This window comes from Undibacterium sp. CCC3.4 (assembly GCF_034347425.1).
In the GTDB taxonomy this organism is placed as follows: domain Bacteria; phylum Pseudomonadota; class Gammaproteobacteria; order Burkholderiales; family Burkholderiaceae_D; genus Undibacterium.
On sequence record NZ_CP133779.1, the window covers coordinates 2,671,766 to 2,695,388 of the forward strand.

The window sequence follows — 23,623 nt, forward strand, 5'->3', positions numbered from 1 at the left end:
CCGGCGCAAAAAAAGCCGCGATCTGCATCGCGGCTTTTTTTAAACCTGCTGCGCCAACGACGGCGCAGTCTTACGCGCGCGCCAGATCGAGCGCCACCGCTTCGGCCACCCGAATGCCATCCACGCCGGCTGACAAAATCCCACCGGCATACCCGGCGCCTTCGCCGGCAGGGTAGAGGCCTTTGGTATTGAGGCTTTGCAGGTCATCGTCCTTGCGTTTGATACGTATCGGTGAAGACGTGCGCGTTTCCACGCCAGTCAACATCCCATCGTTCATCGAAAAGCCTTTGATTTTTCTATCGAAAGCCACGATGGCTTCGCGAATCGCGGCAATCGCAAAATCGGGCAAGGCCGCCGCCAAGTCGACCAGCGTCACGCCCGGCTGATACGAAGGAGTCACCGCGCCGAGCTCGGTCGATGTGCGCCCTTTGAGGAAGTCGCCAATCAACTGTCCCGGCGCATTGTAATTTTCACCGCCCATCGCATACGCGCGTTCTTCCAGCGCACGTTGAAACGCGATACCAGCCAGCGGATGGCCAGGATAATCCTCGGGCGTGATACCGACCACAATCGCACTGTTTGCATTGCGCTCATTGCGCGAATACTGACTCATGCCATTCGTGACCAGGCGACCGGGCTCCGAGGCTGCCGCCACCACCGTACCGCCCGGGCACATACAAAAACTGTAAACCGAACGACCATTGCTGGCATGATGTACCAGCTTATAGTCTGCCGCACCAAGTAAAGCATTGCCGGCATTGGGGCCGAAACGCGCCTGATCAATCACCGATTGCGGGTGCTCGATGCGAAAGCCCACCGAAAATGGCTTCGCTTCTATATACACGCCACGCGCATGCAGCATTTCGAAGGTATCGCGTGCACTGTGGCCGATCGCCAGCACGACATGGCGGCTGGCGATGTACTCGCCCTCATTGACATGCAAACCGTGTACCTGTCCATGGCGAATATCGATGTCATTTACTTTTTGTTCAAAGCGAATTTCACCACCCAAGGCTTCGATCTGATGGCGCATCTGTTCGATCATTTTAACCAGACGGAAAGTGCCGATATGTGGTTTATTGACATACAGAATTTCTTCCGGCGCGCCAGCCTTCACAAACTCAGTCAATACCTTGCGGCCGTAATGCTTGGGATCTTTAATTTGGCTGTATAACTTACCGTCGGAAAAAGTGCCGGCACCACCTTCACCGAATTGCACATTCGATTCCGGCTTGAGGGCGCGATTACGCCACAGGCCCCAGGTATCCTTAGTCCGCTCCCGTACATTCTTACCGCGCTCAAGCACGATAGGGCAATAGCCCATTTCTGCCAGCAGCAGGGCAGCGAACAGACCGCAAGGTCCGAAGCCGACCACCACCGGACGTTCGAAGGCGCGGCTATCGGCGTGGGCGACAAAGTGATAGCTGGTATCGGGCGTCACCGTCAGATTGGCTCTGTCTTTGAAGCGGGTCAGGAATTTTTCATCATCGGTCGTACTTAAATCGACGGTATAAATCATCACGATTGCGGTTTTCTTGCGCGCATCATAGCTGCGGCGAAAAACAGAAAAGCTCACCAGCTCCTGTGCGTCCATCGACAACTGTGAAAGGATGGCGTCTTGAATCGCCGACTCAGAGTGATTAAGTGGTAACTGTAAATCAGTAATGCGTAACATATATATAGGTCTATCCGAAAAGCCGCTGCTTGCTGCGTAAATAGCGTATTTTACCCGTTAAGCACGCACTCCCACGATAGGCCGAGGATAAATTATTTACATCACCCCCTTGCGCTGCCCGCCTGCGCTTGCTATAGTCCGACTCCCGCTGACGAGTGCAGCGAGATAGCAACAAGGCAAGCGTCTTACCCCGGCAATGTTTGAATAAAACGGCGTCAAGTAAAACAGGGTATTGACAGCAGCCGGTAAGTACTGCATAATCTCGTTTCTCTGCTGCTAACGAACACAACGCTTCGTAGCAAACCTCGCAAGAGGAAGCGGAAAAGAATACGGTTCTTTAACAATTAACAGTCAATAAATGTGAGCACTTGATGAAAGCGCACCGACTAAATTTATTTAGTCGGCATGCTTAAAAAATATCAAATGCTTCACAAGAAATAAATAATAGGAAAGTCGCTCAGCAATGAGTGACGGAACTGTCAGTATTTTGAGTGAGCGATCTGTCGGCAACGACAGAGTTCAGAAATGAACACAAAAACAGAGATTAAACTGAAGAGTTTGATCCTGGCTCAGATTGAACGCTGGCGGCATGCCTTACACATGCAAGTCGAACGGCAGCGCGGAATGGGGTAACCCGGCCTGGCGGCGAGTGGCGAACGGGTGAGTAATATATCGGAACATACCCTAGAGTGGGGGATAACGTAGCGAAAGTTACGCTAATACCGCATACGCACTAAGGTGGAAAGTGGGGGATCGCAAGACCTCATGCTCATGGAGTGGCCGATATCTGATTAGCTAGTTGGTAGGGTAAAAGCCTACCAAGGCGACGATCAGTAGCTGGTCTGAGAGGACGACCAGCCACACTGGAACTGAGACACGGTCCAGACTCCTACGGGAGGCAGCAGTGGGGAATTTTGGACAATGGGCGCAAGCCTGATCCAGCAATGCCGCGTGAGTGAAGAAGGCCTTCGGGTTGTAAAGCTCTTTTGTCAGGGAAGAAACGGCATGCTCTAATACAGCGTGCTAATGACGGTACCTGAAGAATAAGCACCGGCTAACTACGTGCCAGCAGCCGCGGTAATACGTAGGGTGCAAGCGTTAATCGGAATTACTGGGCGTAAAGCGTGCGCAGGCGGTTATATAAGTCAGATGTGAAATCCCCGGGCTCAACCTGGGAACTGCATTTGAGACTGTATGGCTAGAGTGTGTCAGAGGGGGGTAGAATTCCACGTGTAGCAGTGAAATGCGTAGATATGTGGAGGAATACCGATGGCGAAGGCAGCCCCCTGGGATAACACTGACGCTCATGCACGAAAGCGTGGGGAGCAAACAGGATTAGATACCCTGGTAGTCCACGCCCTAAACGATGTCTACTAGTTGTCGGGTCTTAATTGACTTGGTAACGCAGCTAACGCGTGAAGTAGACCGCCTGGGGAGTACGGTCGCAAGATTAAAACTCAAAGGAATTGACGGGGACCCGCACAAGCGGTGGATGATGTGGATTAATTCGATGCAACGCGAAAAACCTTACCTACCCTTGACATGTACGAAAGCCTGAAGAGATTTAGGTGTGCTCGCAAGAGAATCGTAACACAGGTGCTGCATGGCTGTCGTCAGCTCGTGTCGTGAGATGTTGGGTTAAGTCCCGCAACGAGCGCAACCCTTGTCATTAGTTGCTACATTTAAGGTGAGCACTCTAATGAGACTGCCGGTGACAAACCGGAGGAAGGTGGGGATGACGTCAAGTCCTCATGGCCCTTATGGGTAGGGCTTCACACGTCATACAATGGTACATACAGAGGGCCGCCAACCCGCGAGGGGGAGCTAATCCCAGAAAGTGTATCGTAGTCCGGATTGTAGTCTGCAACTCGACTGCATGAAGTTGGAATCGCTAGTAATCGCGGATCAGCATGTCGCGGTGAATACGTTCCCGGGTCTTGTACACACCGCCCGTCACACCATGGGAGCGGGTTCTGCCAGAAGTAGTTAGCTTAACCGTAAGGAGGGCGATTACCACGGCAGGGTTCGTGACTGGGGTGAAGTCGTAACAAGGTAGCCGTATCGGAAGGTGCGGCTGGATCACCTCCTTTCTAGAGTAGCGCCGTAGTTGAGTGTTCACTTTTATTGACTGTTAAATTAAATAACGAGAAAAGCTTGGTAGTGATACCAGGGAAGCCAGTTATTCCTCAGTAAGCGTCGCGAGCGCTTCAAGGTTCAATCCAGAAGCGCAGTCGTACTTCGGTACGACGAGCATCGGAGATTGAAGATTGAAGTGCGCAGTAGCTTAATGAGGTATAAGAGGGGGATTAGCTCAGCTGGGAGAGCACCTGCTTTGCAAGCAGGGGGTCGTCGGTTCGATCCCGTCATCCTCCACCAGTATTAGTCAATGCAGATAAGCGGGTCTGTAGCTCAGTTGGTTAGAGCACCGTGTTGATAACGCGGGGGTCGTTGGTTCGAGCCCAACCAGACCCACCAAGAAATAGCAAACCTAAGTCAGCGAATGAGTAAGACGCAGAGATTTAGGTTTGATCTTTCAAAGCGAAAGTCAGAGTAATAAGTAGTATCTCGTTCTTTAACAATTTAGAAGAAGTAAAGTAGAAATAATCAAATTATTTCTGTAAAGGATAACATCGGAAGATGTTGTCGTTCGGTATGACGACAGTCATGCTGGATAATTTATGGAAGGGTTATGATTGTATCGAAACAAACAATGTATTAAAAAGAGTTTGATCAAAAGCAGCCGAAAGGCAGTTTTAGAAAAAAATAAATTCTTGAGATACGGCAAACGCTAAAGTAATACTCATAAGTAGTAAAGAACTATAACCGCTTTCTGGCGATGAACCTGGTTTCAGCAATGAAACGAGACGCCAGAAGCTAAAGTTATAGGGACAAGTGACTAAGTGCACATGGTGGATGCCTTGGCGATATCAGGCGATGAAGGACGTAGTAGCTTGCGATAAGCTGCGGGGAGTGAGCAAACACACTTTGATCCGCAGATTTCCGAATGGGGAAACCCGGCCGTAAGGTCATTGCATACTGAATACATAGGTATGCAAAGCGAACGTGGCGAACTGAAACATCTAAGTAGCTACAGGAAAAGAAATCAACCGAGATTCCCAAAGTAGTGGCGAGCGAAATGGGAAGAGCCTGCAAGATTTAGCATTTTTGATAGACAAACGCAATGGAAAGTGCGACCAAAGAGGGTGATAGTCCCGTAGTCGAAATCATCAATGTGGAACTAAGCTTGCGACAAGTAGGGCGGGACACGTGAAATCCTGTCTGAACATGGGGGGACCATCCTCCAAGGCTAAATACTCGATATCGACCGATAGTGAACCAGTACCGTGAGGGAAAGGCGAAAAGAACCCCGGGAGGGGAGTGAAATAGATCCTGAAACCGTGTGCATACAAACAGTAGGAGCGGACTTGTTCCGTGACTGCGTACCTTTTGTATAATGGGTCAGCGACTTACATTCAGTGGCAAGGTTAACCGCATAGGGAAGCCGTAGAGAAATCGAGTCCGAATAGGGCGAATCAGTCGCTGGGTGTAGACCCGAAACCAAGTGATCTACTCATGGCCAGGTTGAAGGTGCGGTAACACGCACTGGAGGACCGAACCCACTAATGTTGAAAAATTAGGGGATGAGCTGTGGGTAGGGGTGAAAGGCTAAACAAACTTGGAAATAGCTGGTTCTCTCCGAAAACTATTTAGGTAGTGCCTCTTGTATCACCGTCGGGGGTAGAGCACTGTTATGGCTAGGGGGTCATCGCGACTTACCAACCCATTGCAAACTCCGAATACCGACGAGTGCGAGCAAGGGAGACAGACATCGGGTGCTAACGTCCGGTGTCAAGAGGGAAACAACCCAGACCGCCAGCTAAGGTCCCAAAGTATAGCTAAGTGGAAAACGAAGTGGGAAGGCTAAAACAGTCAGGAGGTTGGCTTAGAAGCAGCCACCCTTTAAAGAAAGCGTAATAGCTCACTGATCGAGTCGTCCTGCGCGGAAGATGTAACGGGGCTAAGCTATACACCGAAGCTGCGGATATCCATTTATGGATATGGTAGGAGAGCGTTCTGTAAGCCTGCGAAGGTGTCTTGTAAAGGATGCTGGAGGTATCAGAAGTGCGAATGCTGACATGAGTAGCGATAATGGGGGTGAAAAGCCTCCACGCCGTAAGCCCAAGGTTTCCTGTTCAACGTTCATCGGAGCAGGGTGAGTCGGCCCCTAAGGCGAGGCAGAGATGCGTAGCTGATGGGAAGCAGGTTAATATTCCTGCACCGTCGTATGATGCGATGGGGGGACGGATCGCGGAAGGTTGTCCGACTGTTGGAATAGTCGGTTTCTGGCTCAAAGAAGGCGCTTAGGCAAATCCGGGCGCGGAATTCAAGGGGTTGGGACGAGTGCACTAGTGCATGAAGCAATCGGAAGTGGTTCCAAGAAAAGCCTCTAAGCTTCAGTCATACGAGACCGTACCGCAAACCGACACAGGTGGGCGAGATGAGTATTCTAAGGCGCTTGAGAGAACTCGGGAGAAGGAACTCGGCAAATTGGTACCGTAACTTCGGGATAAGGTACGCCCTTGTAGCTTGACTGCCCTGCGGCAGAAGGGTGAAGGGGTTGCAATAAACTGGTGGCTGCGACTGTTTAATAAAAACACAGCACTCTGCAAACACGAAAGTGGACGTATAGGGTGTGACGCCTGCCCGGTGCTGGAAGATTAAATGATGGGGTGCAAGCTCTTGATTGAAGTCCCAGTAAACGGCGGCCGTAACTATAACGGTCCTAAGGTAGCGAAATTCCTTGTCGGGTAAGTTCCGACCTGCACGAATGGCGTAACGATGGCCACACTGTCTCCTCCCGAGACTCAGCGAAGTTGAAATGTTTGTGATGATGCAATCTACCCGCGGCTAGACGGAAAGACCCCATGAACCTTTACTGTAGCTTTGCATTGGACTTTGAATCGATCTGTGTAGGATAGGTGGGAGGCTTAGAAGCGTGGACGCCAGTTTGCGTGGAGCCATCCTTGAAATACCACCCTGGTTTATTTGAGGTTCTAACCTTGGCCCGTTATCCGGGTCGGGGACAGTGCATGGTAGGCAGTTTGACTGGGGCGGTCTCCTCCCAAAGTGTAACGGAGGAGTTCGAAGGTACGCTAATTACGGTCGGACATCGTGATGATAGTGCAATGGCATAAGCGTGCTTAACTGCGAGACTGACAAGTCGAGCAGGTACGAAAGTAGGACATAGTGATCCGGTGGTTCTGTATGGAAGGGCCATCGCTCAACGGATAAAAGGTACTCTGGGGATAACAGGCTGATTCCTCCCAAGAGTTCATATCGACGGGGGAGTTTGGCACCTCGATGTCGGCTCATCACATCCTGGGGCTGTAGCCGGTCCCAAGGGTATGGCTGTTCGCCATTTAAAGTGGTACGTGAGCTGGGTTTAAAACGTCGTGAGACAGTTTGGTCCCTATCTGCCGTGGGCGTTGGAAGTTTGAAGGGGGCTGCTCCTAGTACGAGAGGACCGGAGTGGACGAACCTCTGGTGTATCGGTTGTCACGCCAGTGGCATTGCCGAGTAGCTATGTTCGGAAGAGATAACCGCTGAAAGCATCTAAGCGGGAAACTCGCCTTAAGATGAGACTTCCCAGAGACTAGATCTCTTTAAAGGGTCGTTCGAGACCAGGACGTTGATAGGCTGGGTGTGGAAGTGCAGTAATGCATTAAGCTAACCAGTACTAATTGCCCGTAAGGCTTGTCCCTATAACCTTAGCAGGTATAGGCTACGAGTGAGTTAATGAAGTGTTTGCCGAAAATGTTCGGTACAAATCATAACCAAAAAAAAATAACAAGATTATTAAGACTTTACTTCTTCTGAATTGGATTGATTGCGTGCCTCAGAGTAAGGAGGTACACAATGAATCAACAAGTTATGCCTGATGACCATAGCTAGTCGGCCCCACCCCTTCCCATCCCGAACAGGACCGTGAAACGACTACGCGCCAATGATAGTGCTGCAACCAGTGTGAAAGTAGGTTATCGTCAGGCTTCTATTCTGCATGCCCCCGTTCTCTTGTGAGAGCGGGGGTTTTGCTTTTGCGCAAACGGTTTGTGGCGTGCTCAAGCGCTCAATTCGGCATTTAAGAAATTGCCCTTGTTCGACGTTTCCACCCTGAAGGCACTGACGTGCCACTGGATTCCTGCCTACGCAGGAACGACGAGGCGAGAGCATGCCAGGTCGATTACGCGTCCACCCAGCCGCCCAATTTTACGCGCACATCTGATAAACGACAGCTGATACCAGGAAAACTTGTATATTTCGCCCATCGACCAAGCAGATCTGACGAACGGTCTTTCACGCGCTGGCGCGATGCTTACAATAAGAACAGTTCGTTTTCCTACTGTTTGAGACATCATGTGTCTAAACCATCAATGCGCGTTTTCATTACTGGAAGTCTTGGTTGCCGCCGCCATCTCGGCCATCGGGGTGCTCGGTGCCATGGCGCTGCAACTGGCGGCGCTTCGCAGCGTTCAAGACAGCGCCTATCACTCACTCGCCGTCGCCTTGGCCAGCGAAATGGCCGATCACATGCAGGCGAGTCAAATATTGCAGCAGATGCCGCCCGACCTGGCAGCCATCTACACAGACGTGCGACTCGAACCCGACAGCGCTGTTCGTGGCCAAGCGTCTAATCATTGTTACGGCCTTGCTGCGCATTGTAGTGCAGCAGAATTTGTGCGTGCATTTTCTGCTCACTGGTTAGAACATGTTGATACTACTTTGCCCGGTGCACGCGTCGTCATTTGTCGTGATGCCGCCGCCGACACGAGCGCCCGCTGGAACTGCCAAGACCAAGTTGATGCGCCTTTCGTCATCAAATTGGCGTGGCAACGCAAGCTTGCCTTGCCCGCCGCCGGTGCGGCCGCGACGTCCACACCGGAGGTGGTGGTCGCCGTATTGAGCTACGCAGGTGTACCATGATGGCGCACGGCATAGGATACAGCGATCGCCGCAGCGGCAAAGCGCGGTTTGCCGTGCAGGGCTTTGGGGTAGTCGAAACGATGTTAGCACTCAGCTTGGGCCTTGCCATCACGATGAGCTTACTGACCTTGCTCAACGCTGTGCAAGCGCAATTTCAGACGCAAACTGATTTGCAAGACATCGACGACACGGCCCGTTTTGTACTCGCGCATTTTTCCCAGCAATTGCGGCAAGCCGCTTATGTCGATCCATTTTCTACGGTGGCGTCAACTGTTACTGACGACAGCGAGGGTCTGCTCGCCGTCAGTGGCCTTGATGCCGGCAGTCGTGATGATTTAGCTCCCGAGCTAAGTGTGGCTCAGGCAAAGGCCGCCAAGTTCAGCGACGTATTAGCGCTGCGATTTCATGCTGCTGCTGCGATGGCCCCCTGTAATGGCAGCGCCTCACCCAGCGGGGTAGACGCGGTGAGTATTTACTACGTGGTCGTCAGCGCTGACCAACACCACGAGCTCATGTGTAAATATCGAACGTACTCGGCCGCAGGCGGACGCGATAATTGGCAAGTTCAGGCCATGATCTCGGGGGTAGACGCGTTCCAAATATTGTATGCGCTCGATAGCTCAGGGCGCGGCGCGGCTTGGCAATGGCTCAATGCCAGCATGGTCAATCAGCTTGACGCCGCAGCGCCAGTGCCAAGCCAAGCGCGTACGGCGCGCGGCAGTCACTGGCACGCTGTGCGCGCCGTGCGCATCGCTATGCTCATCAGCGGTAATAGTCGTGGCGACGGCGACGGCAGGCACGAAGCGGCGCGCGACTACGATTTATTCGGTAGCGACTATGCGCAATGCTGCGGTGCCGCCGATCGTGGTAGCACCGTGTCAAGCCCTGACTTGGCACCGGCACAGCGGCAGCGGCTACGCCGTATCGTATCAATCACGCTGCCCTTGCGTAATTTTTCAGCACCAGTCGAGGCGCTGGCAAGCGGCGCACTGACGCCATGATATTGAGAGGTCTCTATGCGCCGCCGCCGTCTTCGCCAGCATTTGCCTGCTTGTGAAATTGCCCAAGGGCGCACGCACCTGCAAGGCGTGGTGCTCGTGCTTGCCTTACTTGTGTTGATCATTATTTCGCTATTGAGTTTTTCCGCTGCCACGCAAGCTTGGCATGCCCAGCAAGCGGCGCGTGCCGAACGCGATCGATATGCGGCTTTTCTCGCCGCGGATGCCGCACTCAACGACGCCGAAATCGATATCGACCCGCCGGCTGGCGGTGCCCGTGCGGCTTTGTTTCCGGTCGAAGCCGAGTTGACACCCAAGAGTGAATGCGGCCGTGGCATCGGCGCGGCTAAGCAAGGAATTTGCAGTGCCACTGCGGCGAGCGCTACAGCTTGGTTACGACTGAATTTGGCTGACGCCGGCGCTGATGGTGTCAGCGTAGAGTTCGGCCGTTTCACCGGCAAACCGCCGCTCCAGGGGGTGGCCGCTGTTTCCTCCCAAGCGCCACGTTACCTGATCGAAGCTTTGCCCGATCCGCATGCCAAACCACTCAGCACTACGCGGCGGCGCTTAGTTTATCGCGTCACGGCAATCGGTTTCGGGTTTGATCACGCCACCCGTATCGTCTTGCAAACGGTGTATCGCAAGAGTAGCCAGCGCGAGCATAGTCGCCGCTTAAGCTGGCGTACGGTTGATAATTATGAGGAGCTGCGCGATGCCATCGTACGTCGTACTTCCTGAATCGGGCAGGCTCGGCTGGACCTTGCTCGAATTGGTATTTTGCCTGTGCATCCTCGCGGTGCTGACTGTCTATGCCATGTCTGCCTACCATGAACATATCGTGGCGGTGAAACGGCATGAAGGCAAGGTGGCCTTGCTGAAATTGATGCAGCAACAAGAGAACTATTTCACCGCACAACAAGCTTATCAGACTTGGGCCGAGGCACCGGCACCGAGCCCCTTCATTTGGTATTCCGGGCTCTCTGCTGCGCGCAGCGCTTACCAATTACAAGCCCAAGCCTGCGCCGGCGAGGCGGCGACGCGCTGCATAGAATTGCATGCGGTGCCGGGCGCAAAAAGCGTTGATCAACATTTTAGCGATCCCGTATGCGGGCAATTGCTGCTTGATAGCCGTGGCAAGCACAGCTACAGCGGCCACGGCAGCCGGCAGCAATGTTGGTAGATCAAGAATACGCTTCGCAGCGCGGCGGTCGTGGTCTGACCGGCGTATTGTTCGGGCTGGCCTTGGCCAGTCTGGCCCTGAGTCTGGCCGCGCCGAGTTTGATGGAATTGCGTCAACGTTACCAACTCAACAGTGTTAGCCATCACTTTTTGCAAGCCATCCATCTGACCCGTACACTGGCTCGCCAGCGTGGCAGTAAGGTGACTTTGGCGGCGAGCGATGGGCGTAACTGGGGCACGGGTTGGCTGATATTCATCGATGAGAATCATAATGGACGCTTCGATGCTGGTGAACATATTTTTTTTCAGCAGGCGGCTAGCGAAGTGCATATCGCCAGCCGCTTTACCGATGCGAGTTCAGCGTACTTATCTTACGCTGCGAATGGTCGCAGTTGCACCCGATTGAACACCGACCAGGCTCAGGCTGGCAGTATTTCTTTTTCCCTGGGCAAAAATGTACGGCGTATCAAACTCAATTTTCTTGGGCGTACACGTTTATGTGACCCCGCTCGCGAGTCTCAGTGCCTTGAGCCGCTTTCTTAACAAACAACTCAATGGATCGTCGCAAGCGACGATGGAAAAGCCTCTGGAAGGGGTTTGCATCCCTTCCCATCGGGTCGCTCCTTCGTCGCTCACCGGCCAAAAGAGGCTGTCGCAAAAGGGTAGTGAGTCGGTATCATTACCCTGACTGGTGGCCACGTCATTCCTGCGCGCTTTTGGCAGGAACCCAGCGGCGTTCGTGCTTAACTGAAAATGCCAGAAATTGTGGCATTTTCAGTGTAAAAAACGACGCTGGGTTCCCGCCAAAAGCATGCGGGAATGACGAGGCTGCGGCATGCGGGAATGACGAGGCTGCGGCATGCGGGAAAGACGCGGTATGCGGTGTTTCAGGTGTAAAAAACGTCCATCAGGCTTTTGCGACAGCCTCTGAAGAGGCTGTCGCAAAAGGGTAGTGAGTCGGTATCATTACCCTGACTGGTAGCCACGTCATTCCTGCGCGCTTTTGGCAGGAACCCAGCGGCGTTCGTGCTTAACTGAAAATGCCAGAAATGATGATGTTTTCAGTGTTAAAAACGACGCTGGGTTCCCGCCAAAAGCATGCGGGAATGACGAGGCTGCGGCATGCGGGAATGACGAGGCTGCGGCATGCGGGAATGACGAGGCTGCGGCATGCGGGAATGACGAGGCTGTGGCATGCAGGAATGACGAGGCTGCGGCATGCGGGAATGACGAGGTATGCGGTGTTTCAGGTGTAAAAAACGTCCATCAGGCTTTTGCGACAGCCTCTGAAGGCCGGGGTTTCAAACCCTAGTCGGATTTTTGATGACACGCTGGTATGCGATAAGATCTGAATATGTGACAATACTTGTTTGCCGGTGCAGCCGGTAGGCACGGTGTATCGCACTTCGCGACAACAGGATTTTTCATGTCTTCAGTCATTACCCCCGGATTAATTATTCTACATGGCAATCAGCTTGAACAACTTCAGGCCGCTGTGTTCGAATGGATAGGCCAGCATCCGCTGGCACCGCTGGAAAAAGAGATTTTTTTGGTGCAATCAAATGGCGTAGCCGAATGGCTTAAAATCGCACTGGCCGAACAAACCGGTATATGCGCAGCTACTCGTATTGAATTACCTGGTCGTTTTCTTTGGACCGTGTACCGAGCCATGTTAGGCCGCCATGCCATTCCAGCCAGCTCTTTTCTCGATAAAGCGCCGCTGACTTGGCGCTTGATGCGTGTGATTCCGACCTTACTGGAACAAACTGAGTTTGAACCGCTACAGCATTTTTTAGCCGATGGTCAGCCGGAACGGCGGCTGCAACTGGTCAGTCGCCTGGCCGATCTGATCGATCTTTACCAAATGTACCGCAGTGATTGGCTCAGCGATTGGCAGCATGGGCGTGATCAAATTTTGCGTGGCGATGGCAGCGCCCAGCCCTTGAGCCCGGATCAGTTGTGGCAAGCTCGATTGTGGCGCGCCATTTTGCAGGATTTGCCTGAGCAGCAGCGGCAACTCGGTCGCGTCAATGTGCATCAACGCTTTCTCGCTGCCTGCGCAGCATTGCAAACGCCGCAACAGCAATTGCCGCGCCGAGTGGTGGTCTTCGGTGTATCGGCATTGCCGCGCCAAACGCTTGAAGCGCTGGCAGCCTTGGCCGACTATACCCAAGTCATATTAGCGGTGCCGAATCCTTGTCAGTTTTATTGGGGCGACATCATCGACGGCCGCGAATTACTCAAAGCCCAATTCAAACGGCAACCGGCGCGGCATGGCCGTGACCTGGCCCACGTACCGCTGGCGGCCTTGCACAGCCACAGCCACCCCTTGTTAGCCGCGTGGGGTAAGCTGGGACGCGATTTCATCCGCATGCTCGACGAATTCGATCAGGACGAAGCGGCGCGCGGTCGCTTTAATAATCTCAAGATCGATTTGTTTTCCGAGCAGCCGGGCGCGCATCTGCTGGCCCAGATGCAGGCGGCGATTCGCGATTTGCTGCCTTTGGCAGAACATCCGCAGCAGACGATTAACGCACAAGATCAATCGGTGGAATTTCATATTGCCCACAGTGTGCAGCGCGAAGTTGAAATCCTGCACGATCGTTTGCTCACCCTGCTGGCGGCAGCACCGGCCGCTGGTCAACTGGCATTGCAAGCGAAAGACGTGATCGTCATGGTGCCTGACATCGCCCGCTTTTCGGCCGCCATCGGTGCCGTGTTCGGTCAGTACAAGCGCAGTGATGCGCGCATGATTCCCTATGAAATCGCCGATGGTTCGGCACGCGTCAATCAACCGCTGTTGATTGCCCTCGAATGGCTGCTGCGGCTGCCGCAACAGCGCTGCCTGCAAAGTGAAATCTGCGATTTGCTCGATGTACCAGCGCTGGCCGCCCGTTTTGGGCTCGACCCCAGCGATTTATCGAAACTGAAATCTTGGATACAAGGGGCGGGCATCCGTTGGGGCCTCGATCGTGAACATCGCGCTGGCTTAGGCTTAGCTGCCGCCGGTGAACAAAATTCCTGGTTGTTCGGGATACGTCGTATTTTGCTTGGCTATGCCAGTGGCCGCAGCCCGGCTTATCAAGATATTGCACCGTATGCCGAAATCAGCGGACTCGATGCCGGCTTGGCCGGTGCCTTGGCTGAATTGGTGGCTGAACTCATGCACTGGCGCGAAGTCTTGCTCGGCACCTTGCTGCCAGCGGCTTGGGCGAGCCTGGCGCGTACCCTGCTCGAGCGCTTTTTTCTGGCCGAAAATGAAGCCGATCGGATTTTACTCGCGCGCTTGCAGCAAGCCCTGATCAACTGGGCCGACTTATGCGCCCAGGCCGATTTCGATGAAGCCGTCCCGCTGGCAGTGTTTCGTCAAGCCTGGCTCGATGGTTTGGATGAAGCCAGTCTGAATCAACGCTTCATTTCCGGCGGCGTGACGTTTTGCACCTTCATGCCTATGCGTTCTATGCCTTACCGTGTGGTGTGTTTGGCCGGTATGAATGAAAGCGATTTCCCGCGCCGTAGCCAACAAGTCGACTTTGATTTACTCGCCGCGCCCGGCATGGCGCGTCCCGGTGACCGTTCGCGCCGCGACGATGATCGTTACCTGATGTTGGAAGCCTTGCTGTCGGCGCGGGATAAATTGCTCATCAGTTGGACCGGTCGTCATATCCGCGATAACTCCTTGCAAGCGCCTTCGGTATTGGTATCGCAATTGCAGGATTATTTGCGGGCCGGATGGGATATCGACTTAGCTAGTCATACCACCGACTATCCACTGCAACCATTCAGTGAAAAATATTTTTTCCCCGGACCGGCGCGACCGCAGACCTATGCCTTTGAATGGGGTGCTGCACACCGTGCCGCGCCAGACGTGCCCACGCCGCTGTGCGAAGAAAGCATTCCTAAGGCGGAAATCGATGCACAATTTCGCCTCACGCTGCGGGAATTACATAGTTTCATGCGCCAGCCGGTGGCCTATTTCTTTCAAAAACGATTGGGCGTGAGCTTCGATGCCGAAGCGCTCAGTAGCGACGATGAAGAAGCCTTCGCCATTAATGGTTTGCAAGAATATGCTTTTGCCGAGCGCTTGTTGAGAAATGATGCCGACGAAGAAACACTCGACCAAGTGCGCCCGCAACTGACGCGGCAAGCCGCTGCACTGGCGCGCGAAGGGGCTTTGCCTATCAGTTGGGCTGGCTTACAGTGGCAAGAAAAATTGATCAACGATTTACTACCGGTACGGCGTGCTTACCTACTGTTACGCCAACAATTTCCGCTCGATGCAGAACGCTGCCCACTGCGTTTCGAACACCAAGGTATTATTTTTTCTGACTGGCTCAGCCCCTTGCGCAGCGATGGGCAAAGCACCGTGTGCTTGATGCAAAGTGCCGCGCGCGCACTCGATGGGAAAGGTGTCGTGCGTCCGCAACAATTGATCGCTGCTTGGCTGCGCCAATTGTTCGCCTCGGCTGGCGGTTTGCAGATCACTATTCATCTGATTGCACGTGACGCCCATATCGCTATCGCCCCGTTCGACGCCAGTGCGGCCGTAACCGCCTTAACTAATTTGCTACCCTTGTGGCGCGCCGGTTTGGATCACCTCTACCCAGCCCCCTGCAAAACTGCATTGGCTTGGTTGGCCGGTGTCGATCCGCAGCCGGTCTATGACGGTGGCCATCAATTCAGCGGCGAAGTCGACAATCGCTATCTGGCGCGGGTTTGGCGTGACTACCAAGAACTGAGCCGACACCCGCAGTGGCAACCTGCCGCGCAAGCCTTGTATCAGGCCTTATTCGATTGCTGCGCCACGCTCGAGATCCGACCTCTCAGCGGCAGCGACGACAGCGCCGCGCCGCTGCGTGCTGCGGCTAACCAGGAAACTTTCACATGAGTCATCTGCTCGATCCTTTGTATTTCCCGCTGCATGGCTCGCGCCTCATCGAAGCCAGCGCCGGCACTGGTAAAACTTGGACCATCGCGGCGCTGTATTTGCGTCTGGTGTTAGGCCATGGCGACGCCGACAGTGGCTTTCAGCGGCCGCTGCATCCCTCAGAAATTCTGGTGATGACCTTCACCCGTGCTGCCACGCGGGAATTATCGGAGCGCATACGCCTGCGTCTGGCTGAAGCAGCCGATTTGTTTCGGCAAGCGCAGCCCTGTGCCGGCGACCCCTTCCTGCAAAATCTGTTGGCAGACTACCCCGATGAAACGGCGCGTCAACAAGCTGCTTACCGCTTGGCCATGGCGGCCGATGCCATGGATGACGCCGCTATCTTTACCATCGATGCCTGGTGCCAGCGCATGCTGCGTGAACATGCATTCGACAGCGGCTGCCTGTTCGACGAAACCTTGCTGGCTAATGAACAAAACCTGTTCGACAATGCTGTGCGCGATTACTGGCGCGGTCACGTGTATCCACTCACTGCCGCGCACTGGCGCGCTGTCGCTGCAGTGTGGCCTGATGTCAGCGCGCTTAGTCAGACGCTGCGTCAGTTACTGCCGCAAGCAGCCTTGCTCGCCACGCCAGCGGCACAAACGCTGCAAAGTTTTCTGGCGCAAAGCTTGGCCGAACAACAGCAGGCGCTGGCAGTAATCAAACAGGGCTGGCCGGATAAGGTGGTCAGCATCGTTGCCTGGTTCGCGACCGAAGCCGAACGCGCTCCGAAACAATTCAGCGGTACTAAATTACGTCCGGCCAGCCTGCACAAATGGCTAGATTCCCTGGCTGTCTGGGCCAGCGATGCCGAACAAGTATGGCCGCAGCTAAGCGATAAAATTTTTGAGAAACTCCACCCTTCAGCCTTAGCCGCGGCCTGTAACAAGGGCTATCAAGCGACACTCCCGCCGGTATTTTTCGAACTCGAAGGCTTGCAACTGGCGCTGGCGGCACTCGAACCCTTGGGTCATCAGCTGTGTCGACATGCCGTTGCTCAGGTTGGCGCGCGCATGGAAGAATTGAAACAGCAGCAGCATCAGTTCGGCTTCAAAGACTTACTCGAGCGCTTAGGCTTGGCCTTGGCCGGGGCGAATCGGGTGGCGATGCGCGCACGTATTATTGAGCAATACCCAGTGGCCTTGATCGATGAATTTCAAGATACCTCACCACAGCAATATGCAATTTTTGATGCGCTGTATCAGGTGCAAAGCAATCTGCCCGAGTTGGGCTTATTCCTGATCGGCGACCCGAAACAATCGATTTACGGCTTTCGTGGTGCCGACATCCATAGTTATTTGGCGGCGCGCCGTGCTTGCAGCGGACGGCATTATCTGCTCGGTACTAACTACCGCTCGACCCTGCCCTTGGTGGCCGCCGTTAATCAATTGTTTCTGTATGCCGAACAACAGTCCGGTTTGAGCGCTCATCAGGCCGGTGCCTTCCACTTCAAAACCGCACACGACAACCCGGTGCCGTTCGAAGCCGTGCAGGCGCAAGGCCGAGGCAGCGTGTATCGGGCCGCGACACCGGCGCAAAGCGCAGCGGCTTTACAGTTCCAAATCGCCGAGCAACGCGACGCCAATAAAGAGCAAGCGCAGTATTTTTTTGCCCAACACTGCGCCGAATATATCGCCCAGCAATTGGGTTCGACGCAGACTGGCTTTCAAACCCAAAGCGCCTTCGTCGCGCTGCAACCGGCCGATATCGCTATTTTGGTACGCGACCGTCATGAGGCCGCCGCCATCCGGCGTGCCCTGCAAGAACGCGATATCGCCAGCGTCTACTTATCGGATCAAGATTCGATTTTTCGCAGCGCCGAAGCGCTCGACGTCCTGTGTTGGCTGCAAGCCTGGGCTGAACCGCTGAGTATCGAATACGGACGCGCCGCTTTCGCTACTAAAACCGCCTTGCTGACGCTACGACAATTAAGCGAATTAGCTGCCGATGACGCCGCTTGGGAACTGCGCCTTGAGCAACTCAAGCAATGGCACTTGGTGTGGCAGCGGCAGGGCGTGTTGGCGGCGATGCGGCGCTTCATCCACGAACTCGCCTTACCAGAAAAACTGCTGGGTCAGCGCGGTGGTGAACGCAGTCTCACCAATTTGCTACACCTGGCCGAATTGCTCGAAGCCGCCAGCGCTCAACTTGATGGCGAACAAGCGCTGATCCGCTGGTTATCCGAACAAATCAGCGGCCAAGGCGAGGGCAGTGAGGAACATGTACTGCGCCTGGAAAGCGATGCCGAGCTGGTGAAAGTGATCACGATACATAAATCCAAGGGCTTGGAATTTCCGTTGGTGTTCGTTCCCTTCGCCGCCGCTGCCCGGCAGGTAACAAAAACCAAGCAAAGCTTTTTCAAATACACCGATGCCAGCGGCCGCAGCGTGCTCGACCTCGGGCTATCGGACGAGGCGCAACAAGCGGTGGAACGCGCCCGTCTGGAAGAAGATTTGCGCCTGCTATATGTGGCCGTCACGCGCGCCTCGCATGCGCTGTGGCTGGGCGTATCAAATTACAAGCAAAATTTACAGCACTCGGCACTCGGCTATCTGCTCAATGGTGGTGCCGCCATTGATGCACCCATCTTGCCCATCTTCGCCGCATTGCAAGGCGCGTGCGCTGCCATTCACATCACCGAGCTCAGCGATGCGGCTGGCTGTACCCCGCTGCCGCGCCGAATTCGCAGCGTCGCTGCCTTGGAATTTCCTGCCTATCGTGCCAACTTCGAACGCCACTGGCTAGTCGCCAGTTTTTCTTCCATCGCCAGGAATCTGAGTGCCGATTTTTCGGCCAAGCGCACCGATGACAGCAAATTATTTGAAGATGAAGTGCTGCCCTTGGTCGTGACACCGAAACACCAGTCGCTGCCGAAGCAAGCCTGGCATCGCTTCCCACGTGGTGCCGTGCCGGGCCAGTTTCTGCACGAACAATTGGAATGGATTGCCGGAGAAGGTTTTACTGTCATCGAAGATGAACATTTCAATACCCGCTTGGCACAACGTGCTTTACGGGCCGGCTGGGACCATCATCAAGCGGATCTCAACGAGTGGCTCACTGCCATCGTCTGCGCGCAGCTGCCGCCGATACAAAGCAGTTTGCTGCAGGTGCAAGAGCGTATCGCCGAAATGGAATTTTGGTTTCCTTGCCAAGCTGCTGCCAGTCGTGCGCTGGATAACTTGTGTCGCCAGCATTTATTGGCAGGACAAGCGCGACCGCAGTTGAGCGAGCGTCGCTTGCAAGGTTTGTTGATGGGCTTTGCCGATCTGGTGTTTGAACACGAGGGTAAATACTGGGTACTCGATTACAAATCGAATGCGCTCGGTGCCGATGACGCCGCCTACCATATCGGTGCGTTGACTCTGGCCATGGCCGCGCATCGCTATGATGTGCAAGCGGCGATTTATCTGCTGGCGCTGCACCGCTTGCTGCAGCAGCGTTTGGGTGCGCACTACGATCCGGCCCAGCACTTGGGTGGCGCGATTTTCTTTTTCTTGCGCGGCTTACAGCATCCCGAGACCCATGGCTGCTACCACGTGCTACCGAGCGCAGACTTTCTGCGCGATCTCGACTTGGTCATGCGCCAGGCCGTCTCCACTGTCACCGAGGAAACCCACTGATCATGCCTGACAACGATACTGTCTTACAGAGTCTGTCTGAACTGAGCGAGCGCGGCCAAGTGCGCCGGCTGGCGCTGGCTTTTGCGCGGTTTTTACATAGCTTGGGCGTGCGCGACGCGGCCGTTTTGCTGGCCGCGGCCATGCTCACTGAAATCGAAGCACGCGGCCATATCTGCCTGGACTTGGCAGCGCTGGCGCGCGATCCGGCGGCAGTATTGGAATGGCCGAACGAAGAATGGGAAGCGCTGCGCGCTGCGCATGAGCTGCCATCGAATCAAGCCGACTGGCATGCAGTGTTGGCCACCAGCCCTTATATTTATCACGCTGACAGCGCTGCACCTGATGCCCAGCAAGTCTTGGTATTGCAAGCACAGCGACTGTATTTACGCCGTTACTGGCAGGATGAAACGCTGATCGCCACGGCCGTGCGTGCGCGTGCCGCTGATACCATCGAGCGCGATGAAACGGTACTGACAGATTTGCTCGATGACTTGTTTCTATCCGCAATCGCAGTCGCCGAACCGGCGAGCGAGCCCAGCCCTGATTGGCAAAAAATCGCCACCGCCATCGCCTTACGCGCTCGCTTTAGCATCATTACCGGCGGCCCCGGCACCGGTAAAACCTATACCGTGGCACGCTTGTTGGCAGCCTTGCTGCTGCTCGCCCCGGCGGGCACACAGCCCAGCATCGCCTTGGCCGCACCAACCGGCAAGGCCGCCGCGCGTTTGCGGCAATCGATAGACCAAGCCTTCAGCGAACTGGCCACGCGCAGCACTGCGCTGAGCGAATTCATTGCCCACCTTGGTCCGGCACGCACCTTACACAGCCTCTTGGGGGCGCGACCTGATACCCGGAGTTTTCGTCATCATGCCGGTAATCCGCTCGACCTGGATGTGCTCATCGTCGACGAAGCCTCGATGGTGCATGTGGAAATGATGGCCGCCTTGTTGGCTGCCTTACCGCGTAAAACCATGCTGATTTTGCTCGGTGATCAAGATCAATTGGCTTCGGTTGAGGCTGGTGCGGTACTCGGCGATTTGTGTGGCGACGCCGTCAGCGGTGGCTACCATGCCAGTACCGTCGACTATCTGAAACGCTGCACACAGCAACTGGTGCCGGCCGAGCTGCGCGGTGACGGCACTGCACTGGCCCAGCAAACCGTCATGCTGCGCCACAGCCGCCGCTTTGCCGGTGCCATCGGCGAGTTGGCGCGTGCGGTGAATGCCGGCGCGGCCGCCAGCGCTGCTGCCGTACTGCGGCGTGGTCACGACGCCAGCTTGGCCTGGCTCGATGCCACTAGCCCAGCCGCTTTGTTACGCTTGGCCGGGCAGGGTCGGGCCGGTGCCGAAGGTGCTTATCAAGCCTATCTGAGTTTGCTGGCGCAAATGCCGCGCGCTGCTACCAGCGCCGACTACTTGGCATGGGTAAAACAAGTGCTCGATGCCTTCGAAGGCTTTCGTATTTTGTGTGCGGTGCGGGAAGGCGAGTGGGGTGTGGCCGGACTCAATCTGGCGATAGAACAAAGCTTGCATGCCCAAGGCCATATCCAGCGCGAGGGCGAATGGTATAGCGGTCGACCGGTGATGGTGACGCGGAACGACTACAGTGCCGGCGTCTTCAATGGCGATATCGGTTTGGCTTTGCCAGACCCTGATCCACAAAAAAGTTTGCGCGTGTATTTTCTCGACGGTCAACAGCTACGCAGTATTCTCGCTTCGCGCTTGCGCTATGTCGAGACCGCCTATGCCATGACGGTGCACAAATCGCAGGGTTCCGAATTCGCCCACACCGTGCTGGTGTTACCACCCGACATGTCACCGGTGATCACCCGTGAATTGATCTACACCGGCATCACCCGCGCACGCCGCCAATTTACTTTAGTTTGCCCGGTTTTAGCGGTATGGCAGAGCGCCTTGGCACTGAAAACCGAGCGAGCCAGCGGTTTGCGCGCGGCCTTGCAAGCACCGTAGACAATCAACTGTCGGCGCGCGTCAGGTGTTTCGCCGCGTCGGCTGCTTGCACCTGCTGCCAAGTGCCTTGACGCACTATGCGTCCGGCTTCCATCACCACCACATGATCGGCATGCTGCAAGCTGGCCAAGCGATGGCCGATGGCCACCACCGTCAGATTGCCATGCAGATCAACGATGGCCTGACGGATCCGCTCTTCATTTTCCACATCGAGTGCACTGGTGGCTTCATCCAGCAACAGCAAGGCCGGGCGGCGTAATAAGGCACGTGCCAGGGCAATCCGCTGGCGCTCGCCGCCAGATAAACGCAAGCCCTGATCGCCGACCAGCGTCGCCAGTCCCAGTGGTAAATCACGCACAAAACCGGCGGCGGCTTTATCCAAAGCTAACCATAATGCGGTGTCGTCCGCATCCGGCAGCGCCCACAACAAATTGCTGCGTATCGTGTCATTGAACAGGACTGGTTCTTGCGGCACATAGGCCAGCGCATGACGCCATTGCACCCGCTGTGCATCATCGAGTACCTTGCCATCGATCGACATCGTGCCGTGCTCGGGGCGCAGCAAGCCCATCAGCATATCGGCCAAGCTGCTTTTTCCCGCACCCGACTCGCCGATGATGGCGGTGGTGGTATTGGCGACAATCGTCAGATCGATCGCCTTGAGCGCGGCGCGCTCGCGGCCCGGGTAATGGAAGTCTATGCCGTGTAACGTTAACTGATGCGAAAATGTCGGCGCCACCGCAGCAGTCTCTGGTTCCGCCGCTTCACGGCACTGGGCCAAGACCCTTTCGGTGTCAGCCAGCGCTGGCAGAGTGTGCAAGCACTGCTGCAAGTGCTGTTGGCATTGCGCAGCCAGCGGCATCAAGCGAGAAAAAACCAAGATCAAGGCGGCCAACTCCGCGAGAGGCAAATGCCAGACTTCCAGTCCGGTATACAGTAAGACGGCCAGCATCAAGCTGGCAAGCAGTTGCGCGCGTGCGCGTGAATAACTGGCGCTGCGTTGAAAGCGCATCAATTGCTGGCGGTAGCCTTGCATCGATTGCAAAAAATTTTGCAAGTGACGTGATTCATTGCCGAGAATTTTGACTAACTTGATACCTTGCAGGCTTTCTTGTACCGTGCTGTGCAGCCGCTGCGAAGTCAGACCCAAGCCCGCGCCCAAGTGTAAGGCTTCGCGCCGCAAACGGCTTTCGGTGAAAAACATCAGTATCCCGGCGCTCAATACCAGCGCCGTCATCGGTGGCGATAGCCACAGCGCCGCGATGGTATACACCAGCAGTTGCGCCATCACACTACTGAGCTGGATGAAAAAATTCAGACCGAAGCCGATGCGGTTAATATCGGTCAGCAACAGATTCGCATATTCTGCATTATTCCGTTGCGATAGCCAAGTCCACTCACTTTTCAATACCGCCATCAAGCAGCGCTCGCGTAAACGGTCAACCAGGTTGCATTGAATTTCGGTAGACAGGATTTCTCGAAAAAACTGGGCGACAGTTTTCAGCGCTTGTAAGCTGATAAAAACCAGCAAAATACTCAAGCCTTGAAAGGGCATCGATAGCGCGGAAAAACTGCGCGCCAGCATGCCGTTGAAAGCGCTCGGCCTTGGTATGCCGGTGTGGGCCGCATCCTGCAATAAAGCAAACAAGGGTACCAGCAAACTGACGCCAAAACCCTCACTGACGCTGACGATGGCCATGCACAGCCCTAACATCAGCAGCGGGCGACGCGGCTCTTGGCGTATCAAACGAAAAAATGCCTGAGCACTCTGCCATGCCGACAGCTCGGGCATGCTCAGCGTGCCCATAGCGCTGGCGAGAGAAACATGCTGACCACAGTAAATTCAGAAAAACTATTTCCACCCGTTACATACACCGGACCGGCACAGACCCAGGCATGGGCCAGCAGTTTTTGTTCGGCATCTTTTTTTAAGCCGAAATACAAGGCATAGGGAATGCCATAAACTTTGAGCCAACAGCGCGCCGTAATCGCTTGTGCAAAACAATTCGCATTCCAAGGACAATAACGGGCGCTGCCGTTGATCAGGTGGGAAATTTGACGCGCCCGAAAAATCGCCGCCGGCGTCAGCAAAGGCACGGCCGCATTGACCCCGGCATGTTGGCCCAGACGCGGCGCAATTTGACGAAACGGTACGCTGAGCACCACCATCCGCGCCAGGCCAAGCAGACACCAAGTGGGGAAAAATCCCAATTGAAAAAACCGCGGTTGACGCAAAAAATTACGCAACTTGCGAGCTGCCAAGCTCAACA

11 protein-coding genes, 2 tRNA genes and 3 rRNA genes are annotated in these 23,623 nt (G+C 55.0%); 13 read left to right on the top strand and 3 right to left on the bottom strand.

Going from position 1 to position 23,623, the window contains the following annotated elements:
- Nucleotides 1–70: 70 nt before the first annotated feature.
- The gene (locus RHM61_RS11930; protein ID WP_322247534.1) at nt 71–1,675 is read right to left on the bottom strand and encodes an NAD(P)/FAD-dependent oxidoreductase; all 1,605 of its coding nucleotides are present in this window, start codon (nt 1,673–1,675) and stop codon (nt 71–73) included.
- Between the two features lie 546 nt (nt 1,676–2,221).
- Between RHM61_RS11930 and RHM61_RS11935 the strand changes: the two genes are divergently transcribed.
- From RHM61_RS11935 to recD, 13 genes are all read left to right on the top strand, one after another.
- A 16S ribosomal RNA gene (locus tag RHM61_RS11935) occupies nt 2,222–3,765 on the top strand.
- A gap of 210 nt (nt 3,766–3,975) precedes the next feature.
- Nucleotides 3,976–4,051, top strand: a tRNA-Ala gene (locus tag RHM61_RS11940).
- A 22-nt stretch (nt 4,052–4,073) separates the two neighbouring features.
- Nucleotides 4,074–4,150, top strand: a tRNA-Ile gene (locus RHM61_RS11945).
- Nucleotides 4,151–4,561: 411 nt separating this feature from the next.
- Nucleotides 4,562–7,437, top strand: a 23S ribosomal RNA gene (locus RHM61_RS11950).
- Nucleotides 7,438–7,609: 172 nt separating this feature from the next.
- Nucleotides 7,610–7,722, top strand: a 5S ribosomal RNA gene (rrf, locus tag RHM61_RS11955).
- The 16S, 23S and 5S rRNA genes sit together here with 2 tRNA genes alongside, the layout of an rRNA operon.
- Nucleotides 7,723–8,089: 367 nt before the next feature.
- Nucleotides 8,090–8,656 (top strand): type IV pilus modification protein PilV, encoded by a 567-nt coding sequence (gene pilV, locus RHM61_RS11960; RefSeq protein WP_322247535.1) that lies wholly within the window; start codon nt 8,090–8,092, stop codon nt 8,654–8,656.
- Nucleotides 8,653–9,657 carry a PilW family protein gene (locus tag RHM61_RS11965; RefSeq protein ID WP_322247536.1) on the top strand — a complete coding sequence of 335 codons (1,005 nt, stop codon included), beginning with the start codon at nt 8,653–8,655 and terminating at the stop codon, nt 9,655–9,657. Before pilV ends, RHM61_RS11965 begins: the two co-directional genes overlap by 4 nt.
- A 15-nt stretch (nt 9,658–9,672) precedes the next feature.
- Nucleotides 9,673–10,392: a pilus assembly protein gene (locus RHM61_RS11970; RefSeq protein ID WP_322247537.1), complete on the top strand. Its 720-nt coding sequence runs from the start codon at nt 9,673–9,675 to the stop codon at nt 10,390–10,392.
- The gene (locus tag RHM61_RS11975; RefSeq protein ID WP_322247538.1) at nt 10,367–10,834 is read left to right on the top strand and encodes a type II secretion system protein; all 468 of its coding nucleotides are present in this window, start codon (nt 10,367–10,369) and stop codon (nt 10,832–10,834) included. The genes RHM61_RS11970 and RHM61_RS11975 overlap by 26 nt, the downstream gene beginning before the upstream one ends.
- A complete protein-coding gene (locus RHM61_RS11980; RefSeq protein ID WP_322247539.1) occupies nt 10,825–11,376 on the top strand; it encodes a GspH/FimT family protein in 552 nt (183 codons plus the stop codon). Before RHM61_RS11975 ends, RHM61_RS11980 begins: the two co-directional genes overlap by 10 nt.
- A gap of 883 nt (nt 11,377–12,259) precedes the next feature.
- Nucleotides 12,260–15,721 (top strand): exodeoxyribonuclease V subunit gamma, encoded by a 3,462-nt coding sequence (gene recC, locus RHM61_RS11985; RefSeq protein WP_322247540.1) that lies wholly within the window; start codon nt 12,260–12,262, stop codon nt 15,719–15,721.
- Nucleotides 15,718–19,383, top strand: a complete 3,666-nt coding sequence (gene recB / locus RHM61_RS11990; protein WP_322247541.1) for an exodeoxyribonuclease V subunit beta — start codon at nt 15,718–15,720, stop codon at nt 19,381–19,383. The genes recC and recB overlap by 4 nt, the downstream gene beginning before the upstream one ends.
- Before the next feature lie 2 nt (nt 19,384–19,385).
- Nucleotides 19,386–21,353: an exodeoxyribonuclease V subunit alpha gene (gene recD, locus RHM61_RS11995; protein ID WP_322247542.1), complete on the top strand. Its 1,968-nt coding sequence runs from the start codon at nt 19,386–19,388 to the stop codon at nt 21,351–21,353.
- A 4-nt stretch (nt 21,354–21,357) separates the two neighbouring features.
- On the opposite strand, the gene RHM61_RS12000 is transcribed toward recD, so the two are convergent.
- Both RHM61_RS12000 and RHM61_RS12005 read right to left on the bottom strand, forming a co-directional pair.
- Complete coding sequence (locus tag RHM61_RS12000; RefSeq protein WP_322247543.1) at nt 21,358–23,145, bottom strand: ABC transporter ATP-binding protein; 1,788 nt, start codon at nt 23,143–23,145, stop codon at nt 21,358–21,360.
- Between the two features lie 2 nt (nt 23,146–23,147).
- Nucleotides 23,148–23,621, bottom strand: a complete 474-nt coding sequence (locus RHM61_RS12005) for a lasso peptide biosynthesis B2 protein (RefSeq protein WP_322247544.1) — start codon at nt 23,619–23,621, stop codon at nt 23,148–23,150.
- Between the last annotated feature and the right edge of the window lie 2 nt (nt 23,622–23,623).

Bases quoted from the DNA above. Each gene is read 5' to 3' on its own strand.
- RHM61_RS11970 (WP_322247537.1), top strand. From the start codon at position 9,673: ATGCGCCGCCGCCGTCTTCGCCAGCATTTGCCTGCTTGTGAAATTGCC.
- RHM61_RS11980 (WP_322247539.1), top strand. From the start codon at position 10,825: ATGTTGGTAGATCAAGAATACGCTTCGCAGCGCGGCGGTCGTGGTCTG.
- RHM61_RS11975 (WP_322247538.1), top strand. From the start codon at position 10,367: ATGCCATCGTACGTCGTACTTCCTGAATCGGGCAGGCTCGGCTGGACC.
- recD (WP_322247542.1), top strand. From the start codon at position 19,386: ATGCCTGACAACGATACTGTCTTACAGAGTCTGTCTGAACTGAGCGAG.
- RHM61_RS12000 (WP_322247543.1), bottom strand. From the start codon at position 23,145: ATGCCCGAGCTGTCGGCATGGCAGAGTGCTCAGGCATTTTTTCGTTTG.
- recC (WP_322247540.1), top strand. From the start codon at position 12,260: ATGTCTTCAGTCATTACCCCCGGATTAATTATTCTACATGGCAATCAG.
- RHM61_RS11930 (WP_322247534.1), bottom strand. From the start codon at position 1,675: ATGTTACGCATTACTGATTTACAGTTACCACTTAATCACTCTGAGTCG.
- pilV (WP_322247535.1), top strand. From the start codon at position 8,090: ATGTGTCTAAACCATCAATGCGCGTTTTCATTACTGGAAGTCTTGGTT.
- recB (WP_322247541.1), top strand. From the start codon at position 15,718: ATGAGTCATCTGCTCGATCCTTTGTATTTCCCGCTGCATGGCTCGCGC.
- RHM61_RS11965 (WP_322247536.1), top strand. From the start codon at position 8,653: ATGATGGCGCACGGCATAGGATACAGCGATCGCCGCAGCGGCAAAGCG.